This window comes from Desulfofalx alkaliphila DSM 12257, from assembly GCF_000711975.1.
Lineage (GTDB): Bacteria > Bacillota > Desulfotomaculia > Desulfotomaculales > Desulfohalotomaculaceae > Desulfofalx > Desulfofalx alkaliphila.
In genome coordinates this window covers 1-15,601 of the sequence record NZ_JONT01000017.1, presented here as the reverse complement: position 1 = coordinate 15,601, position 15,601 = coordinate 1, and the positions used below count along the sequence as shown (strand labels likewise).

General features: G+C 48.6%; 15 protein-coding genes and 1 other RNA gene. 15 read left to right on the top strand and 1 reads right to left on the bottom strand.

Annotated features, from left to right (window positions below; genetic code table 11):
* The first annotated feature begins 1 nt into the window (after position 1).
* The 15 genes from BR02_RS0109910 to BR02_RS15455 all read left to right on the top strand — a co-directional run bounded on the left by BR02_RS0109910 (position 2) and on the right by BR02_RS15455 (position 14,913).
* Positions 2 to 1,000: an MBL fold metallo-hydrolase gene (locus tag BR02_RS0109910; protein WP_031516685.1), complete on the top strand. Its 999-nt coding sequence runs from the start codon at positions 2 to 4 to the stop codon at positions 998 to 1,000.
* Complete coding sequence (locus BR02_RS0109905) at positions 1,001 to 1,495, top strand: acyltransferase (RefSeq protein ID WP_031516683.1); 495 nt, start codon at positions 1,001 to 1,003, stop codon at positions 1,493 to 1,495.
* Positions 1,485 to 2,102 carry a DUF1405 domain-containing protein gene (locus BR02_RS0109900; RefSeq protein WP_238442453.1) on the top strand — a complete coding sequence of 206 codons (618 nt, stop codon included), beginning with the start codon at positions 1,485 to 1,487 and terminating at the stop codon, positions 2,100 to 2,102. Before BR02_RS0109905 ends, BR02_RS0109900 begins: the two co-directional genes overlap by 11 nt.
* Before the next feature lie 52 nt (positions 2,103 to 2,154).
* The gene (gene rpoN / locus BR02_RS0109895) at positions 2,155 to 3,540 is read left to right on the top strand and encodes an RNA polymerase factor sigma-54 (protein WP_031516679.1); all 1,386 of its coding nucleotides are present in this window, start codon (positions 2,155 to 2,157) and stop codon (positions 3,538 to 3,540) included.
* Positions 3,541 to 3,656: 116 nt separating this feature from the next.
* Positions 3,657 to 4,727 (top strand): type I glyceraldehyde-3-phosphate dehydrogenase, encoded by a 1,071-nt coding sequence (gap, locus tag BR02_RS0109890; protein WP_031516677.1) that lies wholly within the window; start codon positions 3,657 to 3,659, stop codon positions 4,725 to 4,727.
* Positions 4,728 to 4,795: 68 nt separating this feature from the next.
* Entirely contained in the window at positions 4,796 to 5,977 is a 1,182-nt protein-coding gene (locus tag BR02_RS0109885; protein ID WP_031516674.1) for a phosphoglycerate kinase, read from the top strand.
* Positions 5,978 to 6,095: 118 nt separating this feature from the next.
* Positions 6,096 to 6,851, top strand: a complete 756-nt coding sequence (tpiA, locus tag BR02_RS0109880; RefSeq protein WP_031516672.1) for a triose-phosphate isomerase — start codon at positions 6,096 to 6,098, stop codon at positions 6,849 to 6,851.
* A 16-nt stretch (positions 6,852 to 6,867) separates the two neighbouring features.
* Positions 6,868 to 8,415 carry a 2,3-bisphosphoglycerate-independent phosphoglycerate mutase gene (gene gpmI, locus BR02_RS0109875; RefSeq protein ID WP_031516670.1) on the top strand — a complete coding sequence of 516 codons (1,548 nt, stop codon included), beginning with the start codon at positions 6,868 to 6,870 and terminating at the stop codon, positions 8,413 to 8,415.
* A gap of 57 nt (positions 8,416 to 8,472) precedes the next feature.
* Entirely contained in the window at positions 8,473 to 9,759 is a 1,287-nt protein-coding gene (gene eno / locus BR02_RS0109870) for a phosphopyruvate hydratase (protein WP_031516667.1), read from the top strand.
* Between the two features lie 148 nt (positions 9,760 to 9,907).
* Positions 9,908 to 10,135, top strand: coding sequence for a preprotein translocase subunit SecG (gene secG / locus BR02_RS0109865; RefSeq protein ID WP_031516665.1), 228 nt, complete (start codon positions 9,908 to 9,910; stop codon positions 10,133 to 10,135).
* A 511-nt stretch (positions 10,136 to 10,646) separates the two neighbouring features.
* The gene (locus BR02_RS0109860; protein ID WP_031516663.1) at positions 10,647 to 12,662 is read left to right on the top strand and encodes a sodium-translocating pyrophosphatase; all 2,016 of its coding nucleotides are present in this window, start codon (positions 10,647 to 10,649) and stop codon (positions 12,660 to 12,662) included.
* Between the two features lie 209 nt (positions 12,663 to 12,871).
* Positions 12,872 to 13,426 (top strand): HDIG domain-containing metalloprotein, encoded by a 555-nt coding sequence (locus tag BR02_RS0109850; RefSeq protein ID WP_031516661.1) that lies wholly within the window; start codon positions 12,872 to 12,874, stop codon positions 13,424 to 13,426.
* A gap of 101 nt (positions 13,427 to 13,527) precedes the next feature.
* Positions 13,528 to 13,992 (top strand): SsrA-binding protein SmpB, encoded by a 465-nt coding sequence (gene smpB, locus BR02_RS0109845; protein WP_031516659.1) that lies wholly within the window; start codon positions 13,528 to 13,530, stop codon positions 13,990 to 13,992.
* 15 nt (positions 13,993 to 14,007) lie between these two features.
* Positions 14,008 to 14,358: a transfer-messenger RNA gene (gene ssrA, locus BR02_RS15125) on the top strand.
* Between the two features lie 384 nt (positions 14,359 to 14,742).
* Positions 14,743 to 14,913 (top strand): hypothetical protein, encoded by a 171-nt coding sequence (locus tag BR02_RS15455; protein WP_157834950.1) that lies wholly within the window; start codon positions 14,743 to 14,745, stop codon positions 14,911 to 14,913.
* A 138-nt stretch (positions 14,914 to 15,051) separates the two neighbouring features.
* Here the strand turns inward: BR02_RS15455 and BR02_RS16055 are convergent, their stop codons facing one another.
* Positions 15,052 to 15,192 carry a hypothetical protein gene (locus BR02_RS16055; protein ID WP_337999138.1) on the bottom strand — a complete coding sequence of 47 codons (141 nt, stop codon included), beginning with the start codon at positions 15,190 to 15,192 and terminating at the stop codon, positions 15,052 to 15,054.
* Between the last annotated feature and the right edge of the window lie 409 nt (positions 15,193 to 15,601).

The window sequence follows — 15,601 nt, the reverse complement described above, 5'->3', positions numbered from 1 at the left end:
GATGGATTTAGGGTCACTTGATCGCACCTTGCGGGAAAAAAGTAAAGAAGCGGTGGCTTGGTCCTTTGACCGCTGGAGAAAAAGGGATGAATCGGCGGCCTCCTCCGGTACAAGCATTACTTTTTTAGGTACCGGCGGCAATCCCGAGGCCAGCTTTACCCAGCAGCCCCGCACCGGGGGATTTTTGTTGGAGGCCGGCGGTATCCGCCTATATGTGGACCCCGGGCCCGGTGCGGTGGTTTATGCCCGCCAGATGGCCATAGACTTGGGCGCACTGGATGCGGTCTATGTATCCCACGGGCACCTGGATCACTATGCCGGGGCGGAAAGTGCAGTGGAGGCCATGTGTTGGGCAATGTATGCCCGCCGGGGTTATCTGCTTGCCCCAAACAATGTATTGCAGGGCGAACAACTGGTCAGCCGCTACCATCAAGGGGCCAATGCCCACGGCGGTTATAAGGGTGGGCCGGAGGTCATTTCCCTGGAGGCAGACAAACCGGTGCTGCTCAAAAATGCCCTTTTAAGGCCGGTGCGGGCTCACCATACCAGGGACAACTACGGTTTTGTGCTGGACACCGGTAATTTGTCCATTGGCTATACCAGTGACACCAATTACATACGAACCTATTCCACCCCGGAGGGCATAAAGGAAGTGTTAAGGGGTTCCGGCCCGCTGATGGATTTTATTGAGGTGGCGGATTACCGCAAGGATATTAAAGAGGTGTTTTCTAAGGTTGATGTGCTGGTGGCCAACGTCACCTCCCACAATCTTTGGGCTAACAGGCACCTTACCACCTTGGGGCTGCCCCACCTGTTAAAGGGTTCCCGGGTAAAGCTGTGCTTTATAACCCACTTTAACCACTGCTGTGTGCAGCCCGAGGACTTGCGCCCCCTGATGGCTCAGTTTGTACAAGAAAAGAGCGGTGTAAAAACCATTGCTGCCTACGATGGGGCGGTGCACGACCTTGAACTGCTGCTGGCCGGTCTGGGGGTGAAGTGAGTGCGCAGGTTAAAAAACTACCCTGCACCGGAAGGAAAAAATTCCCTGCACCATTGGCACCGAATGGGTGGCGGACTTATCCGCACCATGTTTAACTTTACAATAATTACCCTATGCCGATACATGCCTTCACTGAAAGTAAAGAATTTTTGCTACCGCCGCCTGCTGGGCATGAAGGTGGGCAAGAATGTTGGGGTGGGACTGATGGCCATGTTTGACATTTTTAACCCCCACTTGATTAGCATCGGTGACAACAGTGTAATTGGCTACAATGCAACTATTTTAACCCATGAGTTTTTGGTGGAGGAATACCGTCTTGGGGAAGTGCAGGTTGGGAAAAATGTGCTTATCGGTGCCAATGCCACTGTTTTGGCCGGTATAAGCATTGGGGACGGCAGTGTGGTGGCGGCAGGGTCTGTGGTGACCAGGGATGTGCCCCCGGGGGTGATGGTGGGCGGCGTTCCTGCCCGTTATATTAAGGATATTGAATATTAGGGAGTATGGTATGGTTAATTTAATTAAGGGGCTGTGGCGTGACCCGTGGCAGCCGGGCTTTATGCTTGCACTGGCGGTAATAAATTTAGCGGGCTCTGTTTACGGCTACTTTTGGTACAAAAATCAATTGGCGGCAACACCGGTATACTTTTGGCCGGTGGTGCCCGACAGTCCGCTGTCAACCACTCTTTTTGCCCTGGCCATGGTGGCCGCCCTCTTGGGTTGGCGGTTTGCCGTGTTGCGCCTGGTGGCCTTTACCACCTGTATTAAGTACGGATTTTGGGCGGTGGTCTTAAACAGCCATAATTGGATTTTTTACGGCGGCTTCGATGCCCTTGGACTAATGCTTTGGTTATCACATCTGGGCATGACGGTTCAGGGCCTATGGTTTTTAAGGAAGACGCCGGTGCCGGTGCACGCCATGCTGATAGCTGTGCTGTGGATGGTGATAAATGATGCCATGGATTACATATTAAATTTGCATCCCTATTTGTTTGTTCAGGACCAGTGGACCTTTGCGGTGGTGGCGGCGGTACTTTTAACGGTTGTTCTTTCTGCTTATCTTGTTAACAGGGCCAAAAGACATCGGATTTGGGGAATATTGTAGTATTTAAAGTATTGATGTGGGAAGGATGGAGACACTAAGGGAGTGAGCGGTGTTGCGCTTAGATCTTGGGTTGAATCTGGAACAAAGTCAAAAACTAATTATCACCCCTGAGCTGCGCCAGGCTATTGCAGTGCTGCAAATGGCATCCTTTGAGTTAACCCAGTTTGTGGAGCAGCAGTTGCAAGAAAACCCCCTACTGGAGAAGGCAGAGGATAGGTTGGAACAAGCTGCCGAAGATCCGGGAGAAGACAGGTATGACATCGACTGGCAGGAATATTTTAATGACAGCAGCGACCTGGGCTACAGCGGTGATAGGGGGCATAGTGGCAATGAGTACGGTTTTGAATCCTTTGTGACTAAAGCCCCCAGTTTATCGGAACACCTAAACTTTCAACTGACCATATCGCGCTGCCCCAAAGAAATTGTGCCCCTGGTGGAATATTTGATTGGCAATGTAAACAGTCAGGGATACTTAAAGACAAGCCTTGAAGATGCCGCTAGGGTGCTGAATGTGCCGCCGGCCCAGGTGGAAAAGGCCCTAAAGGTGCTGCATTCAATGGAACCTGCCGGGGTTGGTGCCCGCACACTGGAAGAGTGTTTGTTGTTGCAGGTTAGGTATTTGGGGTTGGATAATCCCCTTATAGAAAAGCTGATTAAAGACCACCTCAATGATTTGGCCCAGGGCAAGTTAAATAAGATCGCCAACAGGCTGGGGGTTACGGTAAAAGAAATACAGCGCCTGGCCGATCAACTGCGCACCCTTGATCCGAAACCGGGAAGGTGTTTTTCAAGCGATGACGATATCAGATATATTGTGCCCGATGTGGTGGTTGAGAGGGTGGACAAGGAGTATATCATATTGGTAAATGATGTTACCACGCCCCGGTTAAGGATAAGCAATTCCTATAGGGCGGTGATGAGGCAGGTCGGCAATAGTTTAAAGGGTGATGAGAAAAAATACATAGAAGCAAAGATGAACGCAGCAGTGTGGTTGATTCGGAGTATAGAGCAGAGAAGAATGACCATTTATAAGGTTGCCAATGCCCTGGTGGAACTGCAGCGGGAATTTTTAGATCACGGTGTTAAACACCTAAAGCCGCTAAACTTAAAAGATGTGGCGGATCGGGTGGGGCTGCACGAGTCCACTGTCAGCAGGGCCACCTCTAACAAGTATATGCAAACACCCCAAGGGGTTTTTTCCATGAAGTATTTCTTTTCCACCGCCATTAGTTACCGGGGGGGCAGCCAAATATCCAGTGAAAGCACCAAAAAGCTGCTCCGGGAAATTATTGCCGGTGAGGACCCCAAAAAACCTTACAGCGATCAAAGAATTTCTGACCTGCTGGCCAAGCAGGGAATAAAAATTTCCCGGCGAACGGTCACTAAGTACCGCGATGAATTGGCAATACCTGCCGCCGGCCAGAGGAAAAGATATTAATGCGATAAAAATTCATCACAAAAAAGGAATTGTGTGGTGTAATATAGTATAAAGTAATTAAATAGTATGACATAAAAGATATTTTTTCTGACATTGAAAGGAGATGGGTGTTGCCAATGACAGTAAGAGTGGGGATCAACGGCTTTGGACGTATTGGACGTAATGTTCTGCGGGCTGCAATAGAAAGCGGAGATTTTGAAGTGGTGCTTATTAACCACAAATCTCGTCGTGTTAAGGATCCGGAGAAGAAGGCAGGGCTGAATTTTGCCGCTGTAAATGACTTAACCTATTCTAAGACGCTGGCCCATTTGTTAAAGTATGACTCCGTTCATGGCGTTCTTGATGTGGATGTTGATGCTACCGAAGATGCTCTCATTGTTGGTGGTAAGGAAGTAAAAGTATTTGCTGAGCCCGATCCGGAAAAGTTGCCCTGGGGCGATATGGGTGTAGATATCGTTATTGAGTCCACCGGACGCTTTACCAAGCGCGATGACGCCGCTAAACACCTGAGGGCGGGAGCTAAAAAGGTGGTTATCAGTGCCCCTGCCAAAGGTCCTGACGCAACCATTGTGATGGGTGTTAACCATGAAAGCTATGATGCGGCAAACCACCATATTGTATCTAACGCCTCTTGTACCACCAACTGTTTGGCTCCGGTGGCCAAGGTGATTAATGATAAATTTGGAGTGGTAAAGGGTTTAATGACAACGGTGCACTCCTATACCAATGACCAGCAAATTTTAGACTTGCCCCACAGGGACTTGCGCCGGGCAAGGGCCGCCGCCATGTCTATCATTCCCACCTCCACCGGTGCGGCTAAAGCTGTGGCCCTGGTGTTGCCGGAGTTAGAAGGAAAGTTAAACGGTTTTGCCATGCGGGTGCCCACACCCAACGTGTCTGTGGTAGACCTTACTGTGGAATTGAAAAAGTCAACCACCGTTGAAGAATTAAATGAGGCCCTAAAGGCTGCGGCAGAAAACGAAATGAAGGGCATACTGCATTTTAGTGATTTGCCCCTGGTATCCAGCGACTATAACGGTGACCCCCATTCTTCTATTGTGGACGGCTTGTCTACCATGGTTATGGACGGCAATATGGCTAAGGTTGTTGCCTGGTATGATAACGAGTGGGGCTATTCTTGCCGGGTGCTGGATTTGGTGCGCTACATTGCGGAAAAAGGGCTGTAGAATTAATCTTGAATTAATAAACCTAATAATCGCCGGTTCCCGGTGAACCGTAACTGTAGGTGATAAAGGTGCTAAAGAAAACCATTGAAGATATTGATGTTAGCGGTAAGCGGGTGCTGGTGCGGGTGGATTTCAACGTACCTTTAAAAGAGGGCCTTATTACTGACGACACTCGCATCCGGGCGGCCTTACCCACCATTAAGTATTTGATAGAGCAAAAGGCCAAGGTTATTTTGATGTCGCACCTTGGCCGGCCCAAGGGCCAGGTAAAGGATGAATTTCGCCTTAACCCGGTGGCTGTAAGGCTCTCTGAGCTCTTGGGTAAAAAAGTAATTAAGGTTGACGACTGCATTGGTGAACAGCCGCAAAAGGCCGTCAGTGAAATGCAGCAGGGTGATGTGCTGCTGCTGGAAAACCTGCGCTTTTATGAGCAAGAAACAAAAAACGATGCTCAATTTGCTAAAGATTTGGCACAGCTGGCCGATGTGTTTGTAAGCGATGCCTTTGGGACTGCCCACCGGGCCCATGCATCCACCGCCGGGGTGGCCCAACACCTGCCTGCGGTGGCCGGTTATTTAATGCAAAGGGAACTGGAAATGTTGGGGCAGGCCCTGTCTTCCCCCCGGCGTCCCTTCGTGGCCATTATTGGCGGTGCAAAGGTGTCTGATAAAATAGGTGTTATTGAAAACTTACTGGGTAAGGTAAACACCTTGATTATAGGCGGCGGCATGGCCAATACCTTTTTAAAGGCTAAAGGTCTTAAGGTGGGTAAATCACTGTTGGAAGAGGATAAAATAGAGCTGGCCAAGGAACTGCTGCAAAAGGCATCGGCAAGCAAGGTGGATTTATTGCTGCCCCTTGATGTGGTGGTGGCACCGTCGCCGGAATCCGGCGACCGGAGCACCCTTGTGGCTGTGGATGCTGTACCCGATGACCAAATGATATTGGATATCGGTCCCCGCAGTGCAGAGCATTTTGCCCAGGTGGTGTCGGAGGCCGGTACCGTGGTATGGAACGGCCCCATGGGGGTCTTTGAGCAGGATGCCTTTGCCAAGGGTACCGAGGCAGTGGCCAGGGTACTGGCCAAATCCAATGCCATCAGTGTGGTGGGTGGCGGAGATTCGGCCGCTGCCATTAAGAAAACCGGCGTAGCCGAGCAAATCAGTCATATTTCCACCGGGGGCGGAGCCTCCTTGGAGTTTTTAGAGGGTAAAGAATTGCCGGGAGTGGTGGCCCTACTGGATAAGTAACCACTCATTGTGATGTTGAGTTTTTGCAGGGGCGGGCAAAGAAACCCGCCCCTGGTTTGCACTGTCAGGCTTCGGTTTTAAAAACCGAAGCCTGTTCCTAAGAGGGGAGGTATTTTTATTGCGCAAGCCAATTATTGCCGGAAACTGGAAGATGCATAAAACGGTGCAGGAGGCCAAGGATTTTACCAAGGCCTTGGCAGATATGGTTGCTAATTCCCAGGTTGAGGTGGTGCTGTGTCCGCCCTTTACAGCCCTGGCAGCGGTGGTGGAAGCCGCAGAGGGGACTAATATTGCAGTGGGGGCCCAGAATGTGTATTGGGAAGAAAAGGGGGCCTTTACCGGTGAAATTTCGCCGGGAATGTTAAAGGAAGTGGGCTGCAAATACGTAATTGTGGGCCACTCTGAACGCCGCCAGTACTTTGGTGAAACCGATGAGACGGTAAATAAAAGGGTTAAGGCTGTATTGAACGAGGGCATGGTGCCGATAATATGTGTGGGTGAAACTTTAGATGAGAGGGAGCAGGGCATCACTGAGAAGGTGGTTCGCACCCAGGTGGAAGGAGCGCTCAAGGGGCTTGATGCTGCAACTGTGGCCGGCTTGGTGATAGCCTATGAGCCGGTGTGGGCCATCGGTACCGGTAAGACTGCTTCGGAGGAAGACGCCCAGGGGGTAATTGCTTATATCCGCAGTGTAATAAAGGAGCTGGCCCAAGACAGTGCTGACCGGGTGAGAATACAGTATGGCGGCAGTGTAAAGCCGGCCAATATTGTGGGTTTGATGCAGCAGCCGGATATTGACGGTGCACTGGTGGGCGGAGCCAGCCTGGAACCGGAAAGCTTTGGGGGCATTGTTAAAGGAGCGGCCGGGGCCTAATGGGGGGTAGATATTTTTGACAGCGCAGGTTAAACCCACGGCGTTAATTATTCTGGACGGTTGGGGTATAAACTCCCAAGAAAGCGGAAATGCCATTTGCCAAGCCCAAACACCTAATATTGATAAGTTATTAAAGAAATACCCCCATACCTTACTCAGTGCCTCCGGTGAAGATGTGGGACTGCCTGCCGGCCAGATGGGCAACTCTGAGGTGGGCCACCTGAACATTGGAGCCGGCAGGGTGGTCTACCAAGATTTAACCCGCATTACTAAAGCCATTCGGGACGAAAGTTTTTTTACAAACGAAGAGCTTTTAGCGGCTGTGAATTATGCTAAGGAGAATAACGGCGGCCTGCATCTGATGGGATTGCTGTCTGACGGGGGTGTGCACAGCCATATAGAGCATTTGTTTGGCCTGTTGAAATTGGCTAAAGAGGAAAAGATAAAACAGGTATATATACATGCCTTTTTAGACGGCCGTGATGTACCCCCGGCCAATGCCTTGGAATATATTGAAGCCTTGGAGCAAAGGTGTGCTGCCCTGGATATAGGTAAAATTGTCACCGTAATGGGCCGCTACTACGCCATGGATCGGGATAAACGCTGGGAAAGAACCGAAAAGGCTTACCGGGCCATGGTGACGGGGGAGGGGTATAAGGCAGAAAGGGCCGAAGAGGCCTTACAGGAAGCTTACCGGCGTGGGGAAACTGACGAGTTTGTGCAGCCCACAGTGATTGTAAATGACGACGGAAAGCCCCTGGCCACTGTGGTGGACGGTGACGCCGTCATATTTTTCAACTTTAGGCCTGATCGGGCCCGCCAAATTACCAGGGCCTTTGTGGACAAAGATTTTACAGCCTTTAAGCGCCCCGCTGCCCATCCCAGGGTGCACTTTACTTGTATGACCCTTTATGATAAAACAATTGAAGCACCGGTGGCATTTAAGCCCCAAATGCTTAAAAACACCTTGGGGGAGGTACTGAGTAATAACGGTATTAGGCAGCTGCGCCTTGCCGAAACGGAGAAATATGCCCACGTTACCTTTTTCTTCAACGGTGGGGTAGAAAAGCCCAACCCCGGTGAGGAGCGAGTGCTCATTCCGTCGCCCAAGGTGGCCACTTACGACTTAAAACCCGAGATGAGCGCCTTTGAAGTTACAGATGCATTAATTGAACAACTTGAGAAGGATAAGTTTGAAGTTATTATCATGAATTATGCCAATGCTGACATGGTGGGCCATACCGGGGTGATGGATGCGGCAGTTTGTGCCGTTAATGCGGTGGACAGCTGTTTGGGTAGGGCGGTGGATGCCATTTTAGAGCGCGGTGGGGTGGCAATAATCACTGCCGATCACGGCAATGCAGAGCATATGATGGACGAGGAAGGCAAACCCTTTACCGCACATACCACTGATCCGGTGCCCCTGATCTTGGTGGGCCACGGCAAGCTGCGCCACGCCAAACTAAGAAAGGGTCGACTGGAAGACATCGCCCCCACTCTGTTGGAATTATTACATATTGATAAGCCCCTTGAAATGACCGGCACTTCGTTGATAGAAAAGTAGTATGAAGATTTTTCTAAAATAAGATAACACTGCACTTGCTAAGGAGGCGTTGTAAAAATGTCAACAACCATTATAGATATCTATGCCCGGCAGATACTGGATTCCCGGGGCAATCCCACAGTGGAAGTGGACGTGATTTTAGAGGACGGCACCCTGGGACGGGCTGCCGTTCCTTCCGGGGCATCCACCGGTGCCTATGAAGCAGTGGAACTGCGGGATGGCGATGCCGACCTTTACCTGGGCAAAGGGGTAACCAAGGCCGTAGAAAATGTCAACAGCATCATTGCCCCGGAAATAGTGGAAATGGATGCCCTGGACCAGATTGGCATTGACCAGGTGATGATTGAATTAGACGGCACACCAAATAAGGGGAAATTGGGTGCCAACGCCATTTTGGGAGTTTCCTTGGCGGTGGCCAAGGCAGCGGCAGAATCTTTGGGCTTACCCCTCTACCAGTATTTGGGCGGAACAAACGCCAAGGAATTGCCGGTGCCCATGATGAACATTTTAAACGGCGGCGAGCATGCCGACAATAACGTGGATATTCAAGAGTTTATGGTAATGCCGGTGGGTGCTAAAAACTTTAACGAGGCACTGCGCATGGGCACAGAGGTTTTTCATAACTTGAAAAAGGTGTTGAAGGAAAAGGGCTTAAACACTGCTGTGGGGGATGAAGGCGGCTTTGCACCCAACCTGGGTTCTAACCAGGAGGCCCTGGAGGTTATTGTGGAGGCCATATCCGCTGCCGGCTACAAACCGGGGCTGGATGTTGCGCTGGCCTTGGATGTGGCGGCAACTGAATTGTATAAAGACGGCAAATATGTGCTGGCCGGTGAAGGAGTTACCAGAACGGCCGCCGAAATGATAGATTATTATGCCCAACTGGTGGAGAGATTCCCCATTATATCCATAGAAGACGGTTTGGCAGAGGATGATTGGGGCGGCTGGAAACAACTTACCGAGCGTTTGGGCAGTAAGGTTCAACTGGTGGGGGATGACCTCTTTGTTACCAACACCGAGCGTCTGGAACAAGGCATCACATCCGGAGTGGCAAACTCCATCTTGATTAAAGTAAATCAAATTGGTACTTTGACGGAAACCTTGGACTGCATTGAAATGGCCAAGCGGGCAGGCTATACGGCGGTTGTGTCCCACCGTTCCGGTGAGACAGAGGATACCACCATTGCTGATTTGGTGGTGGCAACCAACGCCGGTCAAATTAAAACCGGTGCCCCATCAAGAACGGATCGGGTGGCCAAGTACAACCAGCTGCTGCGTATAGAAGAAGAACTGGACCGCTTTGCCCGGTTTAAAGGGAAAAAGGTATTTTATAATCTAGGTTAGCCGGCCTTTGTGGCGGTTTGTATATCGGACCTGCCTACCGGGCGGGTACAGTGGGCCTGTGACTTTTTTGTCGGTTTGATTGTGTGGTATTTTACCTTATGATATAATTGTCTTTGGTAAACTATACTTTACTAAGGTGGTGAAACCATTGCTAAAGGGAATAATAATCGGTCTCCAAATACTACTGGCCCTTGGAGTTATTGCTACTGTTTTACTGCAGTCCGGTAAAAGTGCGGGCTTGTCAGGGGCTATTGCCGGGGGTGCTGAGCAGATGTTTGGAAGAACCAAAGGCTTGGATGAGAAGCTGGGCAAGCTCACAGTGGCTTTTAGCATTATCTTTGCAGTTCTCTCATTGACGCTGGCAGCAATTTGGTAGCCAACCACCTAGGTGCTCATTGGCAGCAAAGTTAATTCAGTTTTTTAGGGGCGCGATTATTCGCGCCCTTTGTGAACTGGCCCAAGTTTTAGGAGAAAGAAGATAGATTAAAATAATAATAACTTTCACAAGCAGACAGGCAAACTTCTAATATTTAGTGAAAACAAGCTCATAAACGAATTTTTTCGACACCTTTCAACTCAGTGTAAAAGCTGAGTAGAATTTGTTTTGTCTTCTTGTGAAATAAAGTGCTTCTATGCTATAATATAGTGCAAGGATAATACCCCTGCTGTCAAGCTTGGCCCCTAGAGAGATACTTTAAGGCCTGATACTTGGAAATTATTATTTTGTGTGTTATTTTTAGGAGGGGTGTTTCCAATATAAATGGGGAGGTGATTTGTGCTCATAGGCCTATACGCCTGAATGACAGGCAGTGATAGGTGTGGGTTAAGGTACCTCGTTTTATTCTGTGTTCTGGAGTCATTTTTAAACTTTTCGGAGGTGACTTGTTTTGGGTGAATTTGGTTGGGTAGTCTATGCTGGTATTGGCAGTGCTGCAATCGGTATTCTATTTGCACTTTATTTGATCAGTTGGATTATGAAAATGCCTGCCGGTAACGAGAGAATGCAGCAAATTTCCGCTGCCGTTCAAGAAGGTGCTATGGCATATCTAAACCGTCAGTACACAACCATTGCTATGGTTGGTGCGGTTATTTTAGTAGCTATAGGTTTGGCGCTTAGTTGGGTAACAGCCATTGGTTTTGCCATTGGTGCTGTTTTCTCCGGACTATGCGGTTACATTGGTATGGGTGTTTCTACCAGATCTAACGCCCGTGTGGCAGAAGGTGCCAGACAAGGTATGCCTAAGGGTCTGAGCATTGCATTTAAAGCCGGTGCTGTAACCGGTATGATGTGTGTGAGCTTGGCTCTGTTAGGTGTTTCAGGTATGTACCTGGCTTTTGGTGACGTACACGCCCTTATAGGTCTTGCTTTTGGTAGTAGTTTGATTGCTCTCTTTGCCCGTGTTGGTGGCGGTATCTTTACCAAGTCCGCTGACGTTGGTGCTGACCTGGTGGGTAAAGTTGAAGCAGGTATTCCTGAAGACGACCCCCGTAACCCTGCAACCATTGCGGACAACGTTGGTGACAACGTTGGTGACTGTGCCGGTATGGCGGCTGACTTGTTTGAAACATATGCTGTTACCGCTATCGGTGCAATGTTACTTGGTTACTTAGTATTCGGTACCCAGGAATACATTTTATATCCTGTATTGTTGGGTGCTATTGCTATTATCGCATCTATCATCGGGGTGTTCTTTGTACGCTTAGGCAGCAGCAACGATATTATGGCTGCTCTGTACAAAGGTGTATGGGTTGCTGCAGTTCTGGCTTTGGCCGGTTTCTACCCTGCAACAACAACATTGCTGGGTGACAACACCATGTTCTTTGCAGCCCTGGTTGGTGTAGTGGCAACTGTATTCATTATGTACATTACCGACTACTATACTTCAACCAGATTCCGTCCTGTTAGATCCATTGCATACGCTTCCCAATCCGGTCACGGTACCAACGTTATTACCGGTTTGGCAGTAGGTATGGAATCATCCATTCCTCCCACCTTGACCATCGTTGCCGGTATTCTTGCTGCTTACAGCATCGGTGGCGGCGGCTTAGAAGGTCTGTATGCAATTGGTATTGCTTCCATGGCTATGCTTTCCATGACCGGTATGATTGTTGCACTTGACTCTTACGGTCCTGTTACTGACAACGCCGGTGGTATTGCTGAAATGTCAGAACTGCCTTCCAGCGTTCGTGATGTAACTGACGAGCTAGATGCTGTTGGTAACACAACCAAAGCAGTTACCAAGGGTTATGCTATCGGTTCTGCTGCCCTTGCTGCCATGGTTCTGTTTGCTGACTACACTGCGTCTTTGTCTAACTACGTTACCGAACCGGTTGTATTTAGACTTGATGATCCCCTGGTACTGGCCGGCCTCTTTGTGGGCGGTTGCGTTGTGTTCATGTTCTCCGCCCTTGCTAACGGTGCTGTGGGCCGTGCAGCCTATGCGGTGGTTGAAGAAGTGCGTCGTCAGTTTAGAGAAATCCCCGGCATTATGGAAGGTAAATCCAAGCCTGAATACGGTAAGTGTGTTGACATTGTAACCAGGCGTGCACTGAAAGAAATGGTTGCACCCGGTTTACTTCCTGTAATCACAGTTCTACTGGTTGGCTTCCTGCTTGGACCTCTGGCTCTGGGTGGTATGCTGATCGGTGTTATCGTAGTTGGTATCTTCATGGCTTGCTTCCAGAACAACGGTGGTGGCGCATGGGATAACGCTAAGAAGTACATTGAGGAAGGTAACTATGGTGGTAAAGGTAGCGAAGCTCACGCAGCTGCAGTTACCGGTGACACCGTTGGTGACCCCTTGAAGGACACCGCTGGCCCTGCCATTAACCCTGTTATTAAGGTTTGTAACGTTGTAGCTCTGCTCATCGTTGGCATGATTGCCAGTGGCGGCCTCTTTTAATTAAATGTTATTAAACCCCTGCCGAATTGGCAGGGGTTTAATTTTTCTAACAAAGCCCCTTGCCGGTTGGCGAGGGGCTTTGTTGCAGTTGCCGTAATCTGGCGGTTTTGGTAGAATGATTTTGTAGCCCAAACAAATAATTATTACAAGATAGAGCAAGTTCAGCAAAGGCAACTGCAAAATTTGTCAAAAAGGAGAGGGATTTACCGGTGAATCGCAACCAAGCAATGGATTTATTAAAAAAGCACCTCAAAAACAAAAATCTGATGAAACACTGTTTGGCGGTGGAAGCGGTGATGGCTGGGCTGGCAAGGCACTTTGGAGAAGATGAAGAAAAATGGGCCCTGGCCGGACTTCTGCACGATATAGACTATGATTTTACTAAGGATGATCCGCAAAGACACAGCCTGGAAGGGGCAAAAATACTTGAAGAGGCAGGTTTGCCGGAAGAGGTGGTTTATGCTGTTAAGGTGCATAACGAAGCCCACGGCCTGCCCAGAAACAGTTTGATGGATAAAGCCTTGTACTCGGTGGATCCCCTTACAGGGTTGATAACGGCGGCAGCTTTAATCAGACCGGAAAAAAGCTTGTTTGCTGTCAATGTGGAATCTTTGATGAAGAGATATGGTGAGAAAGCCTTTGCCCGGGGTGCCAATAGAAATGCAATTGCGGCATGCACCGAATTGGGTATTAGTATGGAAGAATTTATGGCTATCGGTTTGGAGGCAATGCAGGGAATTGCAAATGAATTAGGATTAGCTTAAGCTCCTTTACGTCAATAAATTTATGTGTTATACTAGTAAATGCACTTTTTATGTCACTTTGTTTTGGAGGTTAAAGTGCTTTGAAATAAGAGGTGTGTTTTATGGCAGCTAAATCCGGTGACCGGGTAGTAACAGAAAACCGCAAGGCAAGACATGATTATCACATTTTGGAGACCTATGAAGCGGGTATAGTGTTGGAAGGCACAGAAGTTAAATCTTTGCGTGCGGGGAAAGCTAACTTGCAGGACAGCTATGCCCGAGTTGAAAAGGGTGAAATGATATTATATAATATGCATGTAAGTCCCTATGAACAAGGTAACCGGTTTAACCATGAACCAAAGCGCACCCGCAAACTGTTGCTGCATAAACAAGAGATAAAACGTTTACACGCACAAACCAGGGAAAAGGGTTTTACCTTGGTACCGTTAAAGGTTTACTTTAAAAATGGTAGGGCTAAAGTGCTACTTGGTTTAGCCCGGGGTAAAAAGTTATATGATAAAAGACAAGATATTGCAGCTAGGGATGCCAAGCGCGATATGGATCGGGCACTTAGGGCCCGAGGCTAACTGATAATAAAATATGGGGGCGAAATGGTTTCGACGGAGGAAACGGTGGCAAGAGGAGCGAGCCGGGATCCCACTTACCCGTAAAACGGTGGAACACTTATAAATGCCGAAGATAATTACGCTTTAGCAGCTTAGTTGCTGTCTAACCTCTTACCCGCGCTGGGCCCGTGGCCTGGGCTAAGAGGTCACTTAAACGGGCTGGCTTAATCCCAATTCTCGGAGGGGTTGAGTAAGATCTATCGAGATAGTCTTGCCGTAGGCTGGTTATGGCCGCCGGCAGGGCGAAAACAAATCATAACCTACGCTCGTAGAGCCTGTTGTGGTCGTTCTTTCGGACGGTGGGTTCAACTCCCCCCGCCTCCACCACTTAAAACCACAGTTTAGAAACACTGCAACAACTTATAGTTAGTGAATGGACTGTCTGCAATAGCTGTTGACCCAATAACAAGGTGGGTCTTCCTCCCGGCAGTCACTTATATTGCCGGATTTCTACAATAATAAATTTTGAAAAATAAGTAAAGTATATGTAAGACAACGGACCGCAGAGGTGGCAGTGATTCTACCCCGGCGGTTTTTTATTTTCAAGGCCGGCTTTACTGTGCAAAAATCCAGAGGGAGTGTAGCGATATGAAATATAAAAACCCTATATATAAAAAAAAGAGGGGCACTTTCCCACTTGAAGTTTCGTGCGGGCACTGCAGAACCCCCCTGCTTATTTATGCCAAGGGGAGCAATGGGAAGTTAATAAAGTTGCAGTATCCCCGTATCATAGCCTCCCAAATGGATCTGGAAAATTATGAAGGCCATTTAATGTGCACCAACTGCGGCCGGAAACTGGCCACCAGGGGGGTTTACGGCGAAAATGTAACCCATTGGATTGTCAGGGGCAAGGTCTACACCAGAAAACTACAAGGCTACTAGAAATACGCTGCGGTGGTGAACCGCTGCACTAAATGGGGAAAGCCGCAGCCGGTGGTAATAAAAGAAATAAAGGCTCTGTCCAACTGAAGGTGATATGTCAAAGTAAAAAGCAGGCCAATAAATACCGACCTGCTTAAATTATGGTGTTCGACTTCTAATGCCAAGATATTGTTTAAGTGCATGCTGCAGCACTTGGGAAAAGTTAACTCCGTGCTCTTCGGCAGCATCATTAAGCCACTTGGGTATGGTGAGAGATTTCTTGACAGCCTTATTATCCATTTCATCTCTAATTAAATCAGTCCAAACTTCTACCAGTGCAAGAAAGGCACCGGGTGCAAGTTTTATATCGCTGGGATGGAAGGCTTGGGAATGGATTTGTTATCTTCTTCCATGCCATAAAGGAATCCTGCTAATACATCTTTGGCCATTAAATGGATTCGTTTAAGTCGTTGCCTTCTGTAATGCAGCCCGTGAGTTCCGGAAATGTGACTGTATAACCGGCGCTACCGTCAGTGCCAGGGTCGAAAACAGCGGGGTAAATATATTTTGCCTTATAAAAAACCTCCTGTCATTATACAATAACACGTACTAATTACACGTATCAATAGCTAGCCTGCTCCACATAATGTAAAATTGTTGTAGGAAAAAAAGAAACAAGAGACCACTCTTTTTGGTAAAATAAAGTCGA

Coding starts and splice junctions, on each gene's coding strand:
- gap (WP_031516677.1), top strand. CDS start 3,657: ATGACAGTAAGAGTGGGGATCAACGGCTTTGGACGTATTGGACGTAAT.
- BR02_RS16055 (WP_337999138.1), bottom strand. CDS start 15,192: ATGGATAATAAGGCTGTCAAGAAATCTCTCACCATACCCAAGTGGCTT.
- smpB (WP_031516659.1), top strand. CDS start 13,528: ATGGCAGCTAAATCCGGTGACCGGGTAGTAACAGAAAACCGCAAGGCA.
- eno (WP_031516667.1), top strand. CDS start 8,473: ATGTCAACAACCATTATAGATATCTATGCCCGGCAGATACTGGATTCC.
- BR02_RS0109910 (WP_031516685.1), top strand. CDS start 2: ATGGATTTAGGGTCACTTGATCGCACCTTGCGGGAAAAAAGTAAAGAA.